The following is a 14,924-nucleotide window of genomic DNA, read 5'->3' as shown; positions in this document are numbered from 1 at the left end:
TCCTTCTCAGGGTGCGGGTGTCAGGGTGCCGCGGGGGTCAGTGAGTCGATCTGGTGGCCCATCCGGTCACGCTTGGTGCGCAGGTAGGCCTCGTTCTCCGGGTTGGCGGGCAGCTCCACCGGCACCCGGCGGGTCACCGGGATGCCGTGGCGCTCCAGGTCAAGCCGCTTGCCCGGGTTGTTGGACAGCAGGGCCACCGAGGTGACCCCGAGGTCGCGCAGGATCTGCGCGGCGGCACTGTACTCGCGCGAGTCCACCGGCAGGCCCTGGGCGGTGTTGGCGTCGACGGTGTCCATGCCGTTGTCCTGCAGGTTGTAGGCCTTGAGCTTGGGCACCAGGCCGATACCGCGGCCCTCCTGGCCGCGCAGGTACACCAGCACCCCGCGGCCCGCCTCGGTGATCCGGTCGAGGGAGGCGGCGAGCTGTTCACCGCAGTCGCACCGCAGTGAGCCGAAGATGTCGCCGGTGAGGCATTCGGAGTGGATGCGCACCAGCACGTCCTCGCCGTTGTCGGCCCGTACGTCACCGGCGACGAGGGCGACGTGCTCGACGCCGTCGACCAGGCCGCTGTAGGCCACGGTGTGGAAGTTGCCGAAGCGGGTGGGCAGGCGTGCCTCCACGCTGCGGGTGACCACCGGGGTGTGCACCCGGCGCCATTCGGCGAGCTGCTCGATGGAGATCAGTGACAGGCCGTGTTCGTCGCAGAACCGGCGCAGTTCGGGCAGCCGGGCCATGCCGGTGGGGTCGTCCTCGGAGACGACCTCGCACAGCACACCGGCGGGACGTAGTCCGGCGGCGCGGGCGAGGTCCACCGAGGCCTCGGTGTGGCCGCCGCGCTGGAGCACGCCGCCCTTCTTCGCCCGCAGCGGGACGACGTGGCCGGGGCGGTTGAAGGACTCGCGGGTGGCCGTCGGGTCGGCGAGCAGGCGCAGGGTGCGGGCACGGTCGGTGGCGCTGATACCGGTGGTGATGCCCTCGGCGGCGTCGACGGTGACGGTGTAGGCGGTGCCGCGGACGTCCTCGTTGCGGGCGACCATCGGCGGCAGCCCGAGCCGGTCGGCCTCGTCGTCGGGAATGGCGGCGCAGATGTAGCCGGAGGAGTGCCGGACGGTGAAGGCGACGGTCTCCGGGGTGGCCATCTCCGCGGCGAAGATGATGTCGCCCTCGTTCTCCCGGTCCTCGTCGTCGACGACGACGACCGGCTTGCCGGCGGCGATGTCGGTGATGGCGTCCTCGACGGGGTCGAGCAGGCTGACCCGGTCGCCGGCGGGACGGGTGGTGTCGTTGAGGTCGCTCACTGGGCGTCTCCTTCTGCCTGGGCGAGCCGGTCAAGGTACTTGGCCAGGACATCGCACTCGATATTGACGGTGTCGCCGGCGGCGAGGTCGCCGAGCATGGTGTCGGTGAGGGTGGTGGGGATCAGCGAGACCTCGAACCACGGGTCGGTGACGGGCCCGACCTCGGCGACGGTGAGCGAGACCCCGTTGACGGCGATGCTGCCCTTCTTCGCGATGTAGCGGGCCAGACCGGCACTGTCGGCGGAATTGTCTCCGTCGGCGAGGGTGAAGCGGAAGACCTCCCACTCGCTGCCCCGGGTGCGGGACACCAGTGTCGCGGTGCCGTCGACGTGTCCCTGGACGATGTGGCCGCCCAGGCGCCCGCCGGCCGGGGTGGCGCGCTCGAGGTTGACCCGGTCCCCGGGGCGTGCGGACCCCAGGGCCGTGTAGTCGAGCGTGACCTTCATGCAGTCGGCCCAGAAGCCGGTGTTGTCGAACTCTGTGACGGTGAGGCACACCCCGTTGACGGAGATGGAGGCCCCGTGGGTGGCGTCCTGCACCACGTGGTTGCAGGAGATGCGGATACGCTGGGCGTCTGCGGTGCCGTCGACCTCGGCGACCGTGCCCGTCTCCTCGACGATTCCGGTGAACATAAGTGTTCAGTCTAGGGCAGGACGGCGCCCCGATGTACAGCGGGGCACGTCACTGCCCGGGGCTGTGCGCGACCTGGACCACACGGGCCACACGCGACCGGTCAAGCCATTGCGCCCGGCCGGGAGGCATACGGCGGAACTTCATCCCGGGCCAGATCTGCCCTTCCTGGAGGGCGCCGGAGAGCTGCACGCCGTTGGCACCGGTGGTGTTGTTGGTCGAGCGCCGTGATCAATCTGCCGTTCGCCGGCCGCGCGGGTCACATGGTCAGGATGGTCGGCGTGGACGCCGAGCTAGCCAGGATTCTCCGACTTGTCCCGTGCCGATCCGACTGGGCCGCGGGCGGTGGTAGTGGCCGGGTCTCCACCACCGACCACGGTCCGTTCAGGGGGCCGGCACGGCTCAGGGATAACGAGGGTCCCAGCTACTGGATCCGTAGGTGTTCTCTGAGTGGAAAAGCGCAATCGACGGAGGTCGTCAGCATTCAGGCCAATGAGCCTCACAATCACAGACCGGGTAGGCAATGCGTTTCTACTGCATTTGACGGATAGGCCGGGACCTTTAACGTCCAGATCGGCGCTGCTTGGCAACTATGTTGACCCTTCATCAGTATAGAAACGTGATAACTAACCCGTTCCGATTCATAAAAATCAACAGAAACTCCGCCCCTCGTCGGCACCTTAACGTGGATTGCACGCCCGCGTCGTCACGGTCAGCACGTCCCCGCCGATGGTCTCTGCCGACCTCAACGTGAACCGCTGGATACCAGCCATCGTCGTGGTCGTTCCCGGGCCGGCCACCACCGCAGGAAGACCCGCGCCCAGCAACGCCGGAGCGGTGTACGCCTCCACCGCGTGGACAAGGCCGGCGGCGATGAACGCCGCCGCCAGATGCGGGCCACCCTCCACGAGTACGTCCACCACACCCCTGGCCGCAAGCTCGTCGAGCACGACCTCCAGGTCACGGGTCGGCACATGCACCGCCGGGTGGATCGCCGCCTGCCCCGGGAGACCGGTCAGGCCCACCACCACACGCAACGGCTGGTGGTCGTAGAGGCTGCCGTCCGGCCGCCGGGCCGTGAGCCGCGGATCGTCCGCCGCCACCGTGCCCGTGCCCACCACGACCGCGTCCCGCCGGGAACGGTCCAGGTGCACCCGGGCACGCGCCGGCTTCCCGGTGATCCACTGCGAGGACCCGTCCGTCGCCGCGGCGAAACCGTCCATCGTGGCCGCGTACTTCAGCGTGACATGCGGACGCCCCAGCCGGCGCGACACCAGCCACGGCTCCACACTGAACACCGGCATCCCCACCGGGAGGTCACCGTCCTGCAGCAACGGGCCGACGACCTCCACCCCACGGGCCCGCAGGTACCCGGCCCCGCCACCCTCGGCATCCCCCGGGTCGGCGAAGACGTACACCACCCGGCTGATCCCCGCCTCCAGCAACGCCTGGCTGCACGGACCGGTCCGACCGGTGTGGTTGCACGGCTCCAGGGTGACGACAGCCGTGCCACCCCGGGCCCGCTCCCCCGCCTCCGCCAGGGCCACGACCTCGGCGTGGGCACCGCCCGGCGGATTCGTCGCACCGACACCGGCCACCGTGCCGTGGGCGTCGAGGACCACCGCACCCACCGGAGGATTCGGCGAGGTCGTCCCCCGCACCCTGTGGCCGGCCGCGTCCGCCTCGAGTACCGCGTCCGCGAGGGCCCCGGCCTCGTCCCGACCGACCCCCGCCGCGGTGAGCAGAGGCAGCAGTGCCGCCGCCGTCATGCCCCGGCGACGGCCGCTGCCGCGGTGGTGCGCAATTCGGTGACACGCGCCTCCGGCTTCTCCGCACCGAAAACGCTCGATCCGGCGACGAACACGTCCACCCCCGCCTCGGCACTGACCCCTACCGTGTCCGGGCCGATGCCGCCGTCGATCTCCACGAGCGTCCCCAGCCCGTCGGCGTCGATCCGGGCGCGCAACGCACGGACCTTGTCCAGCACCTCCGGCATGAACGACTGCCCGCCGAAGCCCGGCTCCACACTCATCACCAGCACCGTGTCGAACGCGTCGAGGTGGTCCAGCAGCGGCTCCACCGGGGTCCCCGGCTTCACACTCACCCCGGCCTTCGTCCCCGCCTCCCGCAGCGTGGTGGCCAGTGCGACCGCGGCGTCGACGTCCTCCACCGCCTCCAGGTGGAAGGTCACGTTGCCGAACGCGGCGTAGTCCGGCGCCCACCGGGCCGGGTCCTCGATCATCAGGTGCACGTCCAGGAACGTGTCCGTGGACCGGCGCACCGCCTCGGCCACCGGCAGCCCGAAACTCAGGTTCGGCACGAAATGGCCGTCCATCACGTCGATGTGCAGCCAGTCCGCCCCCGGCACCAGGGCGATACTGCCCCGGAGGTCGGCGAAATCGGCGGCGAGGATGGACGGGGCGATCAGCGGTGCTCGGCGTGCGGAACTCATGCCCGCGATTCTAGCCGGTCGCTGTCGGCACAGGCCGGCGAAGCACGGCGAAGAACATCGCGTCCGTGCCGTGGCGGTGCGGCCACAACTGGACGAACGGGCCGTCGACACCGGTGAGCTCCGGGAACAACGCCGTGGCGTCCTCGATCACCGCACCGGTCTCCTCGGCCACCGCGCGCACCACCTCCGTGGTCTCCGCCGGGTGCGGCGAACAGGTCGAGTAGACCGTGACCCCGCCCGGCGCCGTCGCCGCCAGCGCCGAACGCAGCAGGTCGCGCTGCAACGACACCAGCGGCGCGACATCGGCGGCGTCCTTGCGCCAACGTGCCTCCGGGCGCCGACGCAGCGCACCCAGACCCGTGCACGGGGCGTCGACCAGCACCCGGTCATACCCCGGCCGGTCGCCGGCCGGCACGTCCAACCCCTGGATCCCGGACAGCTCGCGGCCGTCACCCACGTGCACCGTCACCGGCAGACCGCGGGTGGCCGTCCGCACGAGCTCGGCACGGTGCTCCGCCGGCTCCACCGCATCCACCCGGGCACCGTCGCCCATGGCCCACGACGCCAGGAACGCCGTCTTGCCACCGGGACCCGCGCACAGGTCCAGCCACCGGCCCCGGTCGCCGTCCACGGCGGCACGCAACAGGGCCAGGGCGATGAGCAGACTGCCCTCGTCCTGCACCGACGCCAGGCCCTCCTGCACCGGCTCGAGCGTGCCCGGATCACCCTCGGGCAGGTACACCGCGTACGGCGACCACCGGCCCTCCTCGCCGCCGGTGACCAGGGCCAGCTCCTCGGCGGAGATCTGGCCCGGCCGCGCCGCCAGGTGCACCTGCGGACGCTGGTCGTCGGCGTCCAACGCCGCCTCCAGCTCCTCCGCCGGGGACTCCGTCGTCCCGCCGAGGGCACCGTTGAAGACCTCGGCGACCCACAGCGGGTGGGCGTGGCGCAACGCCAACGCCGCCAACGGCTCCGCCCCGGCGGTCACCGTGTCCAGCCACTCCTGCGGCGACGACCGGGTGATCCGACGCAGCACACCGTTGGTGAACCCGGCGGCCTTCTCCTCACCGTTGGCCTTGACCAGCTCCACCGTGGTGTTCACCGCTGCATGGTCGTCCACCCGGGTCCGCAGGATCTGGTAGGCGCCCAGACGCAGGGCATCCAGCACCGTTTCGTCGATCTTGCCCACCGGCCGGCCCGCGGCCTCGGCAATCACCGCGTCCAACAGCCCCCGGGCACGCAACGTGCCGTAGGTGAGCTCCGTGGCGAACGCGGCGTCGCGTCCCGACAGGCCGGCGGACTTCAGCGCCCCCGGCAACACCAGGTTGGCGTAGGCGTCCTGCGCACTGACCTGCCGCAGCACCCCGAAGATCACGTCGCGCACCCGGTCGCCCGACCCGCGGGCCGAGCGCTTGTCCTCGTGCTCCTTGCGGTGCGACTCACTGCGCCGCCGGTAACCGGCGGTCCCTTTCTGCCCCGGGCGCCCCTTGGCGGGCTCGCCGGACGTCGACCGTGCGCGGAAACCCGCCATCAGGACACTCCCTCTGCTGTGCTGTCGAATACCACCGTACGCCCCTGGCCGAACAGGTCCGACCGGCCACGGGCCCAGTCGGCGGCGGCCATCATCTTCTTGCCCGGCGGCTGGACCCGGGTGACCTCCAGGACACCGTCGCCGGCGCCCACGAACACCGCGTCCTTCGTGGCGTGCACCTGGCCGGGTGCGAGCGCGGGTGTGCTGTCGGTGCTGTCGGCACTGTCGGTGACGCGCATCAGCCCAAGCTTGTAGCGCTCCCCGTCGAGCACCGTCCACGGGCCCGGTGCCGGGGTGTGTGCCCGCGCCGTACGCTGCACCACCGCCGCCGGGGCACGCCAGTCGACCCGGGCGTCGGCACTGGTGATCTTCGCGGCGTAGGTCGACTCCTCCTCCGACTGCGCCACCGGCACCACCGCGCCGGACTCCAGGCCCGTCAGCGTCTCGGCCAGCAGTACCCGCCCGGAGTAGGTCAGCCGGGTCAGCAGGTCGTCGGCGGTGTCCTCGGGCCCCACGGCCTCGGTGACCTCCCCGGTGACCGGGCCGGCGTCCAGCTCCGGGACGATCCGGAACGTCGTCGCCCCGGTCGTCTGGTCCCCCGCGGCGATCGCGGCCTGCACCGGCGCCGCACCACGCCACCGCGGCAACAGGGAGAAGTGCAGGTTGATCCAACCGTGGGTGAAGATGTCCAGCACATCCCCCGGCAGGATCTGGCCGTAGGCCACCACGGCCACCGCCTCGACACCGTCAGCGGCGTACCCGCGCAGGATCTCACGGACCTCCGCGGCGTCCTCGTGGCCGGGCTTCAGGGAGGTGAACTTGTGCACCGGGACCCCGTGGGCCCCGGCGACCTCGGCGACCTTCGACGGGTGCAGAGTGCGGCCGCGGCCGCGTCGGGCGTCCGGCTGGGTCAGCACGGCGACGACCTCGTGGTCGGATTCGTTGAGCAGGTACTCCAGCGTCACGGCAGCCGGCTCCGGGGTGCCGGCGAACAGGATCCTCATCGGTTGAACCACCCACTCGCCCGGATGTCCGCCATCACCGCACGCCGGTCGGTCGGCTCCATGCGCTGGAAGAACATCACCCCGTCCAGATGGTCGGTCTCATGCTGGACACACCGGGCCATCAGGCCGCTGACCTCACGGTCCACCGGCGCGCCGTCCACCGTGACACCGGTGACACGCACCCGGTTGTGACGGGTCACCTGCCCGCCGGCGTCCGGCACCGACAGGCAGCCCTCCCGGGCGGTCTGCACCTCGTCGTCGAGCGCCTCCCACACCGGGTTGATGATGTGGCCACGGTCGCCGTCGCAGTCGTGGACGAAGACCCGGCGGGTCACGCCGACCTGGTTGGCGGCCAGGCCCACCCCTCCGGCAGAGTCCATGGTCTCCAGCATGTCGTCGATGAAGGCGGGCAGGGAGTCGTCGCCGGTGGGGTCGTCCACCGGGTCGGCGACCGTGCGCAGCACAGGGTCACCGAAGAGACGGATATCGAGAACGGTCATGGCGCCACAGTCTACCGTCGCCGGGTCACGGCGCCGCTACCGGTCCGCTGGCCCCAGACCCGGATGCCACCACCACACCTCGCGGTCCGTCGGCAGCTCGCGGGTCCGCAGCACCCGGGCCCGCGGGTGCGCCAGATTGTGCTCCACGGTGTCCAGCACCTCGGCCACGACCTCGTCGAGCGCGATCTCGACACTGGCGTCCGGGTACCGCAACAGCGTCCACCCCCACCGCACCGCCGCATTCCCCTTCCACCGGTCCTTGATGAAGTCCTCGGCCGACGCAGTCTCCGAGGAGTGGTACAGCCGGCTGTCGATCTCGACGCACACCCGGGCCTCGGGGATCACGATGTCGAAACGGTACCCCCTGACCAGCATGTTGACCTCCACACTGACCTCCAGCCCGTCGAGCGCGGTCATGAGCGCACGCACCACCTGCAACTCGAGGTAGCTGGCCGTGCCCGTGACCAGGCCCGCGGTGAGATCAGCGGCTCGGGCGCGGTCCGTGGGGCCCAGGGCCGCGAGGTCCGCCGCCAGCCTCTCGTTACCGCGCACCCCGGTGTAGGCCTGCTGCAGGAAGTTGCGCCGCCGCCAGACCGCGACCTCCCCACAGGCGACGGCGGTGGCCAGCGGTGTCAGGACCGGCAGACCGTCCACCACGACCCCGCGCGTCCGTCCGGCGCCCGACAACCGCAGATACCGGCCGCCTTTCCTGCTGGTACCCCGTGGCACCGCCGCCTCGGCCGGCCAGACCATCGGCTGTAGCCCGTGCAGGAACCCCGCCGTCCGGCCGGTGTAGACCAGCCCGGGCCGGGCCCACACCAGTGCGGCGAGCCGGACCAGGTCGGTCGGTTCCTCCGTGCCGTAGATGCCGTGGGCCATCCTGTGGATCTCCCCGCGCCGGACCGCCCCGGCGATCTCGTCGGCGCTCTTGCCCGCCGCCCGCAGTTCGCTGGTACGCCAGAACCTCTTCTGCATGGACTTCCCCCTAGTTTCCCCCGAGAGCCGGCCCCCTGCCGCTCCTGGTGCCCCCGACGATAGCCTCCCGAGCCGTCGTCGGGTACCGGAATCCGCGAACCGGTGACGCCGGACGTCGAATCCTGGCATCCATCACCGGGGGTCCGACCCGGCTACCCCACCCGCACCGGGTCGACGACGATCCGCAGCGGGTCGGTCTGACGCCGGGTGGCACGCAGGGACTGCGCCGCACGCAACGACGCCCCCAGCGCCTCCACCGTCTCGCCCGGGGCCTCCGCCGGCACCGGCACCCGGATGATCAACCGTCGCGCCTGGTCCGCCTCCCGGTCGCCCAACCCGGCCGGAAGACGCACCCCCGGCGGCAACTCCACCGGGCCGAGGCGCTCGACCCCACCGACTTGCTCCGGCGGGGTCCAGGCGGCCTCGAACTGCTCCAGCGAGGTCGACGTCCCGTCCACCGCGATCAGCGTCACCGCCGGCGGGAAGGACGCCTCCCTCCGTGCCGCCAGCTCACGGGCGGCCGCACCCTCCGGGTCCCACCGGATCAGCGCCTGCACCGTCGGGTCGTCCGGCGCCACAGCCACCACGACCTCACCACCGCGTTCCCGCGGCACCGCCAGACACGACGCCTGCATCCACTGCCGCAGGGCGTTCTCCCCGGCACGCAGATCCTCACGGCCCAGGGTCAGCCAGGTGTCCAGCACCACCACCGCACCGTAGCCGCCACCGTCGACGACCGGTTCCGCCCCCGGAGTCGCCACCACCAGACCCGGACGGGACGGGACACCGGTGCGCGTCTGCCCGCCCCCGGAGACCACCACCGGCACCCCGGGGAAGGCACGGCCCAGCTCCTCGGCGGTTCGCTCCTGGCCGACCACCGACATACGCAACGCGTGACCGCCACACCCGCCACAGGTGAAGTGCCCCTCTAAGGCACCGCACCACCGGCACCGCGGGGAGACAGGCATGGCCCCGCCGGATCCGCCTGACCTGTCCGACCCCGCCGGCAGCTCCAGCGGCCCGTTGCACCGCCGGCACCGTGCCGGGGTGCGGCACGTCGCACACGCCACCGCCGGGGCGTACCCACGCCGCGGCACTTGCACCAGGCACGGCAGACCCGCTTCCAGGCTCCGGCGCATCGCCTTGACCACCGTCGAGGACAACCGGGCGTGACCGGCGTGGGCGTCGTGGATGTCGTCGAGGGCGTGAACCCACGGCATCCGTTCCCGGAGCGTGCCCTGCTCCGGGCGCAGCGTCGGGGTGAACCCCTCCTCGACCCACTGCTGGACCTCCGCCGACCGGTGCGCCCCACCGACCAGCAGGGCCGTGGACTCCAGCTCCGAGCGCAACCGCAGCACCTCCCGGGCGTGCAGGTACGGCGCCCGCGGGTCCACCAGACTGTCGTCGGCCTCGCCCAACAGCACGATCAGGCGCAGATCCTGCACCGGGGCACTCGCCGCCGACCGCGTGCCGACGACCACCCGCCCCTGGCCGGCGAGGACCGACAGGTACCGCCGGTAACGGGCGGCCGGGCCCACCTTCGCGCTCAGCTCCGTGATCTGCGCCGCCGACAGGTACACCCGCAACGCGGCGACCAACCGGTCGACGTCCCGCTGGTCCGGGGCCACCACCAGCACCCCGCCCCCGGCCCAGGCCACCGAGGACACCGCCTCCGCCACCCGGGCCGCCCAGTCCTCCCCCGGGGCCCACAACCACGACGCGCGGGCCTCGCGCCCGGCATGCACCGCACGCAGGAAACTGTCGGCGTGCCGGTACCCCGCCCACCCGGACACCGCCGCGTCACGCGGTGCGGCCACGAGGTCGTCCCGGGACACCAGCGACCCGTACAGGTCCTCCCACCCGGCGCCCCCACCGAACAAGCCGTCCTTCTCCGCCGCGGCGTGCCGCGCCGGCACCAGGGCACGGATCACGTCCGAGCGGGTGCCGGCGTACCGGTCGGCGAGATGGTTCACCAGCGACCACAGGCGCGGCGGGACCAGCTGCACCGGGCTGATCACCCGGTTCAGCGGCGCCAGCGTACCGACATGGTCGGTGGTGCGACGCCGCTCCACCAGCAGCGCGTCCACCAGGCGCCCGGCGAACCGCACCCGCACCTTCACCCCCGGACGCGCCTCGTCGGCGAGGGCAGGCGGGACCGCGTAGTCGAAGAGCCGGTCCAGGTGCGGCATACCGAGCAACGGCAACACCCGGGCGACCGGGTCGGTCACCCCGGGTACCGTCCCCGCGGCCGTGTCGGAGGAGTCCGCCACCGGGTGTGCCTACTGCGCCACGGTCGCCGCGACGATCCCCTCGACCGCCGCGGTCAGGGCCCCGGCACGGTCGGTGTTCTCCCACGGCAGGTCGACGTCGGTACGGCCGAAGTGGCCGTAGGCGGCCGTCTGCGCGTAGATCGGGCGCAGCAGGTCCAGGTCACGGATGATCGCGCCGGGGCGCAGGTCGAAGACCTCGCTGACAGCCTGCTGGATCTGCTCGTCGGTGAGTCCGTCGCGCGCGGTGCCGAACGTCTCCACGTACAGGCCCACCGGGCGGGCACGGCCGATGGCGTAGGCCACCTGCACCTCGGCGCGGCGGGCCAGGCCGGCGGCCACGATGTTCTTCGCCACCCACCGCATCGCGTAGGCGGCCGACCGGTCGACCTTGCTCGGGTCCTTGCCGGAGAACGCGCCACCGCCGTGGCGGGCCATGCCGCCGTAGGTGTCCACGATGATCTTGCGCCCGGTCAGCCCGGCGTCGCCCATCGGCCCGCCGAGGATGAACGAGCCGGACGGGTTGATCAGCAGCGTCAGCTCACCGGTCACGAAGTCCTGCAGGCCGGCGTCCTCGATGACCCAGTCGACCACGTGGGTGCGCAGGTGCTCGGCGAGCTCCGCCTGGCTGATCTCCTCGTCATGCTGGGTGGAGATGACCACGGTGTCCAGGTGCGACGGGCGGCCCTGCTCGTCGTAGGCGAAAGTGACCTGGGTCTTGCCGTCCGGACGCAGGTGGTTGACGATACCTTCCTTGCGCACCTGGGTCAGCCGGCGCGACAGCCGGTGCGCCGTGGCGATCGGCAGGGGCATCAGCTCGGGCGTCTCGTCGGTGGCGTAGCCGAACATCAGGCCCTGGTCGCCGGCACCTGCCTGGTCGACGTCCTCGTACTTGTCGTCGGCGGCGCCGCTGCGGATCTCGTGGGAGGTGTCGACACCGTCGCCGATCTCCTGCGACTGCTCGCCGATGGCGATGTTGACCCCGCAGGTCCGGCCGTCGAAGCCCACCGACGAGGAGGTGAACCCGATGCTCAGCAGCGTCTCGCGGACCAGCTTCGGGATCTCGACGTAGGCGTCGGTACGGACCTCGCCGGCCACGTGCACCTGGCCGGTGGTGACCAGGGTCTCCACGGCGACGTGGGAGTGCGGGTCCTTCGTCAGCAGCGCGTCGAGGATCGTGTCGGAGATGGCGTCACAGATCTTGTCGGGGTGGCCTTCGGTCACGGACTCACTGGTGAAGAGACGGGGGCTTGCATTGGACGAAGTGGTCACTGTCCTGACTTCCTGACTTCCTGTCGCGATATGTCTTGTGATTCCTGAGCGTGGTGCGCGCCCGAACGTCACCATCCTAGACCAAGCAGTCTGTAAGGTGGTGACACAGGGGCGGCCCCGCCGTGTCCCGGCCGCGGTGTCAGCCGGGCAGCAGCTCCTCGAGCGCGTCGACGATGTACGAGGCCACGATCAACTTCGAGGCCTCCGGCACCTCGGTGACCTCCTCGGCCCCCGGACGCTCGCCCGGGGTGAGGATCCAGCCGCGGCTGTCGTCCTGGCCGAAGACGACCCCGTCACCTACCGCATTGCACATCAACAGGTCGCAGCCCTTACGCTCCAGCTTGGCACGGGCGTGGTCCAGCGGTGAATGACGGTCGTCCCCGGTCTCGGCGGCGAACCCGGCGATCACCAGGTCCTCCGGCAGACCGCCGGCACGCCGGCGCTCCACCAGTCCCCGCAGGATGTCCGGGTTCTCCGTCAACGGCAGGGTGGACAGGTCGTCCTCCCCGCCCTTCTTCAGCTTCGCCCCGGCCGTGGTCGCCGGACGGAAGTCCGCCACCGCCGCGGCCATGACCACCGCGTCCACCCCACCGGCCAGCTCGCCGACAGCCTCGTCGAGCTCCCGGGCACTGCGGACACGGGTCACCCGGGCACCCGACGGCACCGGCAGATCGTCGGTGACCCCGGCCACCAGCTCCACCTGGGCACCACGCTGCACGGCGACATCGGCCAGGGCGAAGCCCTGACGTCCCGAGGACGCGTTGCCGAGGTAACGCACCGGATCCAACGCCTCGTGGGTACCGCCGGCGGTCACCAGGATGCGCCGGCCCGCCAACGACTGGCGGAAGACACCGAAACGCTCCCGCGCCGCCGTCGCCAACGCCCCGATGTGCTCCGGCTCCGGCAACCGTCCGGCGCCCGAGTCCGTCCCCGTCAACCGGCCGTGCGCGGGTTCCAGCACCGTGACCCCCCGGCGGCGCAGGGTCGCCACGTTCTCCCGGGTCGCCGGATTCTGCCACATCTCGGTGTGCATCGCCGGAGCCAGCACCACCGGACACGTGGCGACCAGCACGCTGGCGGTCAGCAGGTCGTCCGCCCGGCCGTGCGCCAGCCGCGCCAGCAGGTCCGCGGTCGCCGGGGCCACCACGATCAGGTCGGCGTCCTGCCCGAGCCGCACGTGACGGACCTCGTCGACGCCGTCGAAGACCGTCGTCGACACCGGGTTGCCCGACAACGCCTCGAAAGTCGCCGCACCGACGAAACGCAGTGCGGACTCGGTCGGGATGACGTGCACGTCATGCCCGGCCTCGGTGAAGTGGCGCACCAGGGCACCGGACTTGTAGGCGGCGATGCCGCCACCGACGCCGACGAGCACGTTCAGATTGTTTTCACTCACGGGTCACCAGCCTAGCCCACCGCCCCGCGCCACCGTGGGGCGGGAACGGGTCAGGCCCGTCACCGACGTCCCCTCCCCCGGTGACGGGGGACGACGACGTCCGTGACGGGCCCGGACACGGCGGAGGGCGGTGTCAGCCCTCGGTGTGCTCCAGCAGGTCGCCCTCGATCTCACGCAGCGCCACCGACAGCGGCTTCTCGTGGGCCTCCGGCGTGACCAGCGGGCCGACGAACTCGAACACGCCGTCACCGACGGTCTGGAAGTAGTTGTTGATCTGGCGCGCGCGCTTGGCCGCGAAGATCACCAGGGCGTACTTCGAGGACACCTTGGTCAGCAGATCGTCGATCGGCGGGTTCGTGATGCCGACCGCCGGGTCGAAGACGGTTGAGTTGTCGTTGGTTTCCACTCCACACCTTTGTTTCTCGAATAGTCTTACTGTGCGCGTCCGGTCAGCAGTGCGCTGATCTCGGCGACGGCCTCGGTGACGTCCCGGTTGACGACCACACGGTCGAACTCGTCCTTGGAGGCCAGTTCCTCCCGGGCGGTCTCCAGGCGACGACGGATCACGTCCTCGCTCTCGGTACCGCGGCCGGTCAGTCGTTCCACCAGGTCCTCCCAGGTGGGAGGCGCCAGGAACACCGTGAGGGCTTCGGGCATCATCTGCTTGATGTTGCGGGCACCGGCCAGGTCGACCTCGACCAGCACCGGGCGACCCGCCTGGAGGGCCTCGGTGACCGGCTGCCGGGGAGTCCCCGACAACTGCAGCCCACCGTGGATCTCCGCCCACTCAAGCATGAGACCACTGTCCACCTCGTCCCGGAAACGCTCCCGGGAGACGTAGTGGTAATCCCGTCCGTCGACTTCACCGGGACGGGGGTCCCGGGTCGTCCACGACACACTGAAGAAAAGGTGCGGGACCGTCGCCTTCAACTGTGCGACGACCGTGGACTTCCCGACCGCCGACGGTCCCGCCAGGACGACCAGGTGCGGTCCGGACACGTCCGTGCCCTGCCCTTCGGCCTGTACTTGCGGGGTCAAGGCTCCTAGACCTCGAAACCGAAGCGCTCCAGCAGGGCACGACGCTGACGGTCACCGAGACCGCGGAGGCGACGGGTCGGGGCGATCTCCAGCTCGGTCATGATCTCCTGCGCCTTGACCTTGCCGACCTTGGGCATGGCCTCGAGAAGGGCGGACACCTTCATCTTGCCGATGATCGCGTCATCGTCGGCGTCAGCAAGGACCTGCTTGAGGTCGGTGCCTCCACGCTTGAGCTTCTCCTTGAGCTCGGCACGGGCCTTGCGGGCCTCGGCGGCCTTCTTCAGGGCTTCTGCACGCTGCTCCGGGGTCAACTGGGGAAGGGCCACGGGTTCCTCCGTCTTGTTCTGTGGTTCGATGTCACTTGCTCTGGGGTACTTCAGGTGTTTCAGCCGGCCGGAACGACGTCCGACCGTCAGCCTCGACGAATCCTAGCGATGCGCTGTGCCGAATAGCAACAGCCCCACACGGAAAGTACGCGCCTGGTGCTTGTCGGGCGCCCGGCGACCCCCTCCCCGCATTGCCACGGGAGGAGCGCCGCAGGTCGCGACCATGAAACAACGC

14 protein-coding genes are annotated in these 14,924 nt (G+C 71.1%); all 14 read right to left on the bottom strand.

Features of this window, described 5'->3' with window-relative positions; all coding sequences use genetic code 11:
- Nucleotides 1–20: 20 nt before the first annotated feature.
- The gene (locus MUN33_RS13215; RefSeq protein ID WP_439647860.1) at nt 21–1,298 is read right to left on the bottom strand and encodes a bifunctional 3,4-dihydroxy-2-butanone-4-phosphate synthase/GTP cyclohydrolase II; all 1,278 of its coding nucleotides are present in this window, start codon (nt 1,296–1,298) and stop codon (nt 21–23) included.
- Entirely contained in the window at nt 1,295–1,930 is a 636-nt protein-coding gene (locus tag MUN33_RS13210; RefSeq protein WP_244805371.1) for a riboflavin synthase, read from the bottom strand. Before MUN33_RS13210 ends, MUN33_RS13215 begins: the two co-directional genes overlap by 4 nt.
- Before the next feature lie 678 nt (nt 1,931–2,608).
- The gene (ribD, locus tag MUN33_RS13205; RefSeq protein ID WP_244805370.1) at nt 2,609–3,697 is read right to left on the bottom strand and encodes a bifunctional diaminohydroxyphosphoribosylaminopyrimidine deaminase/5-amino-6-(5-phosphoribosylamino)uracil reductase RibD; all 1,089 of its coding nucleotides are present in this window, start codon (nt 3,695–3,697) and stop codon (nt 2,609–2,611) included.
- Nucleotides 3,694–4,380: a ribulose-phosphate 3-epimerase gene (rpe, locus tag MUN33_RS13200; RefSeq protein ID WP_244805369.1), complete on the bottom strand. Its 687-nt coding sequence runs from the start codon at nt 4,378–4,380 to the stop codon at nt 3,694–3,696. The genes ribD and rpe overlap by 4 nt, the downstream gene beginning before the upstream one ends.
- Nucleotides 4,381–4,390: 10 nt before the next feature.
- Nucleotides 4,391–5,911: an RsmB/NOP family class I SAM-dependent RNA methyltransferase gene (locus MUN33_RS13195; protein WP_244805368.1), complete on the bottom strand. Its 1,521-nt coding sequence runs from the start codon at nt 5,909–5,911 to the stop codon at nt 4,391–4,393.
- On the bottom strand, nt 5,911–6,915 hold the full coding sequence (gene fmt / locus MUN33_RS13190; protein ID WP_244805367.1) for a methionyl-tRNA formyltransferase: 1,005 nt from the start codon (nt 6,913–6,915) through the stop codon (nt 5,911–5,913). Before fmt ends, MUN33_RS13195 begins: the two co-directional genes overlap by 1 nt.
- A complete protein-coding gene (def, locus tag MUN33_RS13185) occupies nt 6,912–7,415 on the bottom strand; it encodes a peptide deformylase (RefSeq protein WP_244805366.1) in 504 nt (167 codons plus the stop codon). Before def ends, fmt begins: the two co-directional genes overlap by 4 nt.
- Nucleotides 7,416–7,451: 36 nt before the next feature.
- Nucleotides 7,452–8,390, bottom strand: coding sequence for a type IV toxin-antitoxin system AbiEi family antitoxin domain-containing protein (locus MUN33_RS13180; RefSeq protein ID WP_244805365.1), 939 nt, complete (start codon nt 8,388–8,390; stop codon nt 7,452–7,454).
- Between the two features lie 152 nt (nt 8,391–8,542).
- Nucleotides 8,543–10,660 carry a primosomal protein N' gene (locus tag MUN33_RS13175; RefSeq protein ID WP_500790166.1) on the bottom strand — a complete coding sequence of 706 codons (2,118 nt, stop codon included), beginning with the start codon at nt 10,658–10,660 and terminating at the stop codon, nt 8,543–8,545.
- Between the two features lie 9 nt (nt 10,661–10,669).
- The gene (gene metK, locus MUN33_RS13170) at nt 10,670–11,929 is read right to left on the bottom strand and encodes a methionine adenosyltransferase (RefSeq protein WP_244805364.1); all 1,260 of its coding nucleotides are present in this window, start codon (nt 11,927–11,929) and stop codon (nt 10,670–10,672) included.
- Nucleotides 11,930–12,068: 139 nt separating this feature from the next.
- Nucleotides 12,069–13,325, bottom strand: a complete 1,257-nt coding sequence (gene coaBC / locus MUN33_RS13165; protein WP_244805363.1) for a bifunctional phosphopantothenoylcysteine decarboxylase/phosphopantothenate--cysteine ligase CoaBC — start codon at nt 13,323–13,325, stop codon at nt 12,069–12,071.
- Between the two features lie 133 nt (nt 13,326–13,458).
- Complete coding sequence (rpoZ, locus tag MUN33_RS13160) at nt 13,459–13,731, bottom strand: DNA-directed RNA polymerase subunit omega (protein WP_038548496.1); 273 nt, start codon at nt 13,729–13,731, stop codon at nt 13,459–13,461.
- Between the two features lie 26 nt (nt 13,732–13,757).
- A complete protein-coding gene (gmk, locus tag MUN33_RS13155) occupies nt 13,758–14,324 on the bottom strand; it encodes a guanylate kinase (protein ID WP_439647865.1) in 567 nt (188 codons plus the stop codon).
- Nucleotides 14,325–14,368: 44 nt separating this feature from the next.
- Nucleotides 14,369–14,689, bottom strand: coding sequence for an integration host factor, actinobacterial type (gene mihF, locus MUN33_RS13150; protein WP_244805361.1), 321 nt, complete (start codon nt 14,687–14,689; stop codon nt 14,369–14,371).
- Nucleotides 14,690–14,924: the final 235 nt, after the last annotated feature.

The organism is Corynebacterium kalidii, assembly GCF_022869005.1.
Classification (GTDB): Bacteria; Actinomycetota; Actinomycetes; order Mycobacteriales; family Mycobacteriaceae; genus Corynebacterium; species Corynebacterium kalidii.
Note: the sequence above shows the minus strand (reverse complement) of the source record. Positions and strands in the feature narration are given on the sequence as shown.

What these genes read in the sequence shown, in the direction of transcription:
- MUN33_RS13210 (WP_244805371.1), bottom strand. Translation starts at nt 1,930, where the DNA reads ATGTTCACCGGAATCGTCGAGGAGACGGGCACGGTCGCCGAGGTCGAC.
- ribD (WP_244805370.1), bottom strand. Translation starts at nt 3,697, where the DNA reads ATGACGGCGGCGGCACTGCTGCCTCTGCTCACCGCGGCGGGGGTCGGT.
- rpe (WP_244805369.1), bottom strand. Translation starts at nt 4,380, where the DNA reads ATGAGTTCCGCACGCCGAGCACCGCTGATCGCCCCGTCCATCCTCGCC.
- MUN33_RS13195 (WP_244805368.1), bottom strand. Translation starts at nt 5,911, where the DNA reads ATGGCGGGTTTCCGCGCACGGTCGACGTCCGGCGAGCCCGCCAAGGGG.
- fmt (WP_244805367.1), bottom strand. Translation starts at nt 6,915, where the DNA reads ATGAGGATCCTGTTCGCCGGCACCCCGGAGCCGGCTGCCGTGACGCTG.
- def (WP_244805366.1), bottom strand. Translation starts at nt 7,415, where the DNA reads ATGACCGTTCTCGATATCCGTCTCTTCGGTGACCCTGTGCTGCGCACG.
- MUN33_RS13180 (WP_244805365.1), bottom strand. Translation starts at nt 8,390, where the DNA reads ATGCAGAAGAGGTTCTGGCGTACCAGCGAACTGCGGGCGGCGGGCAAG.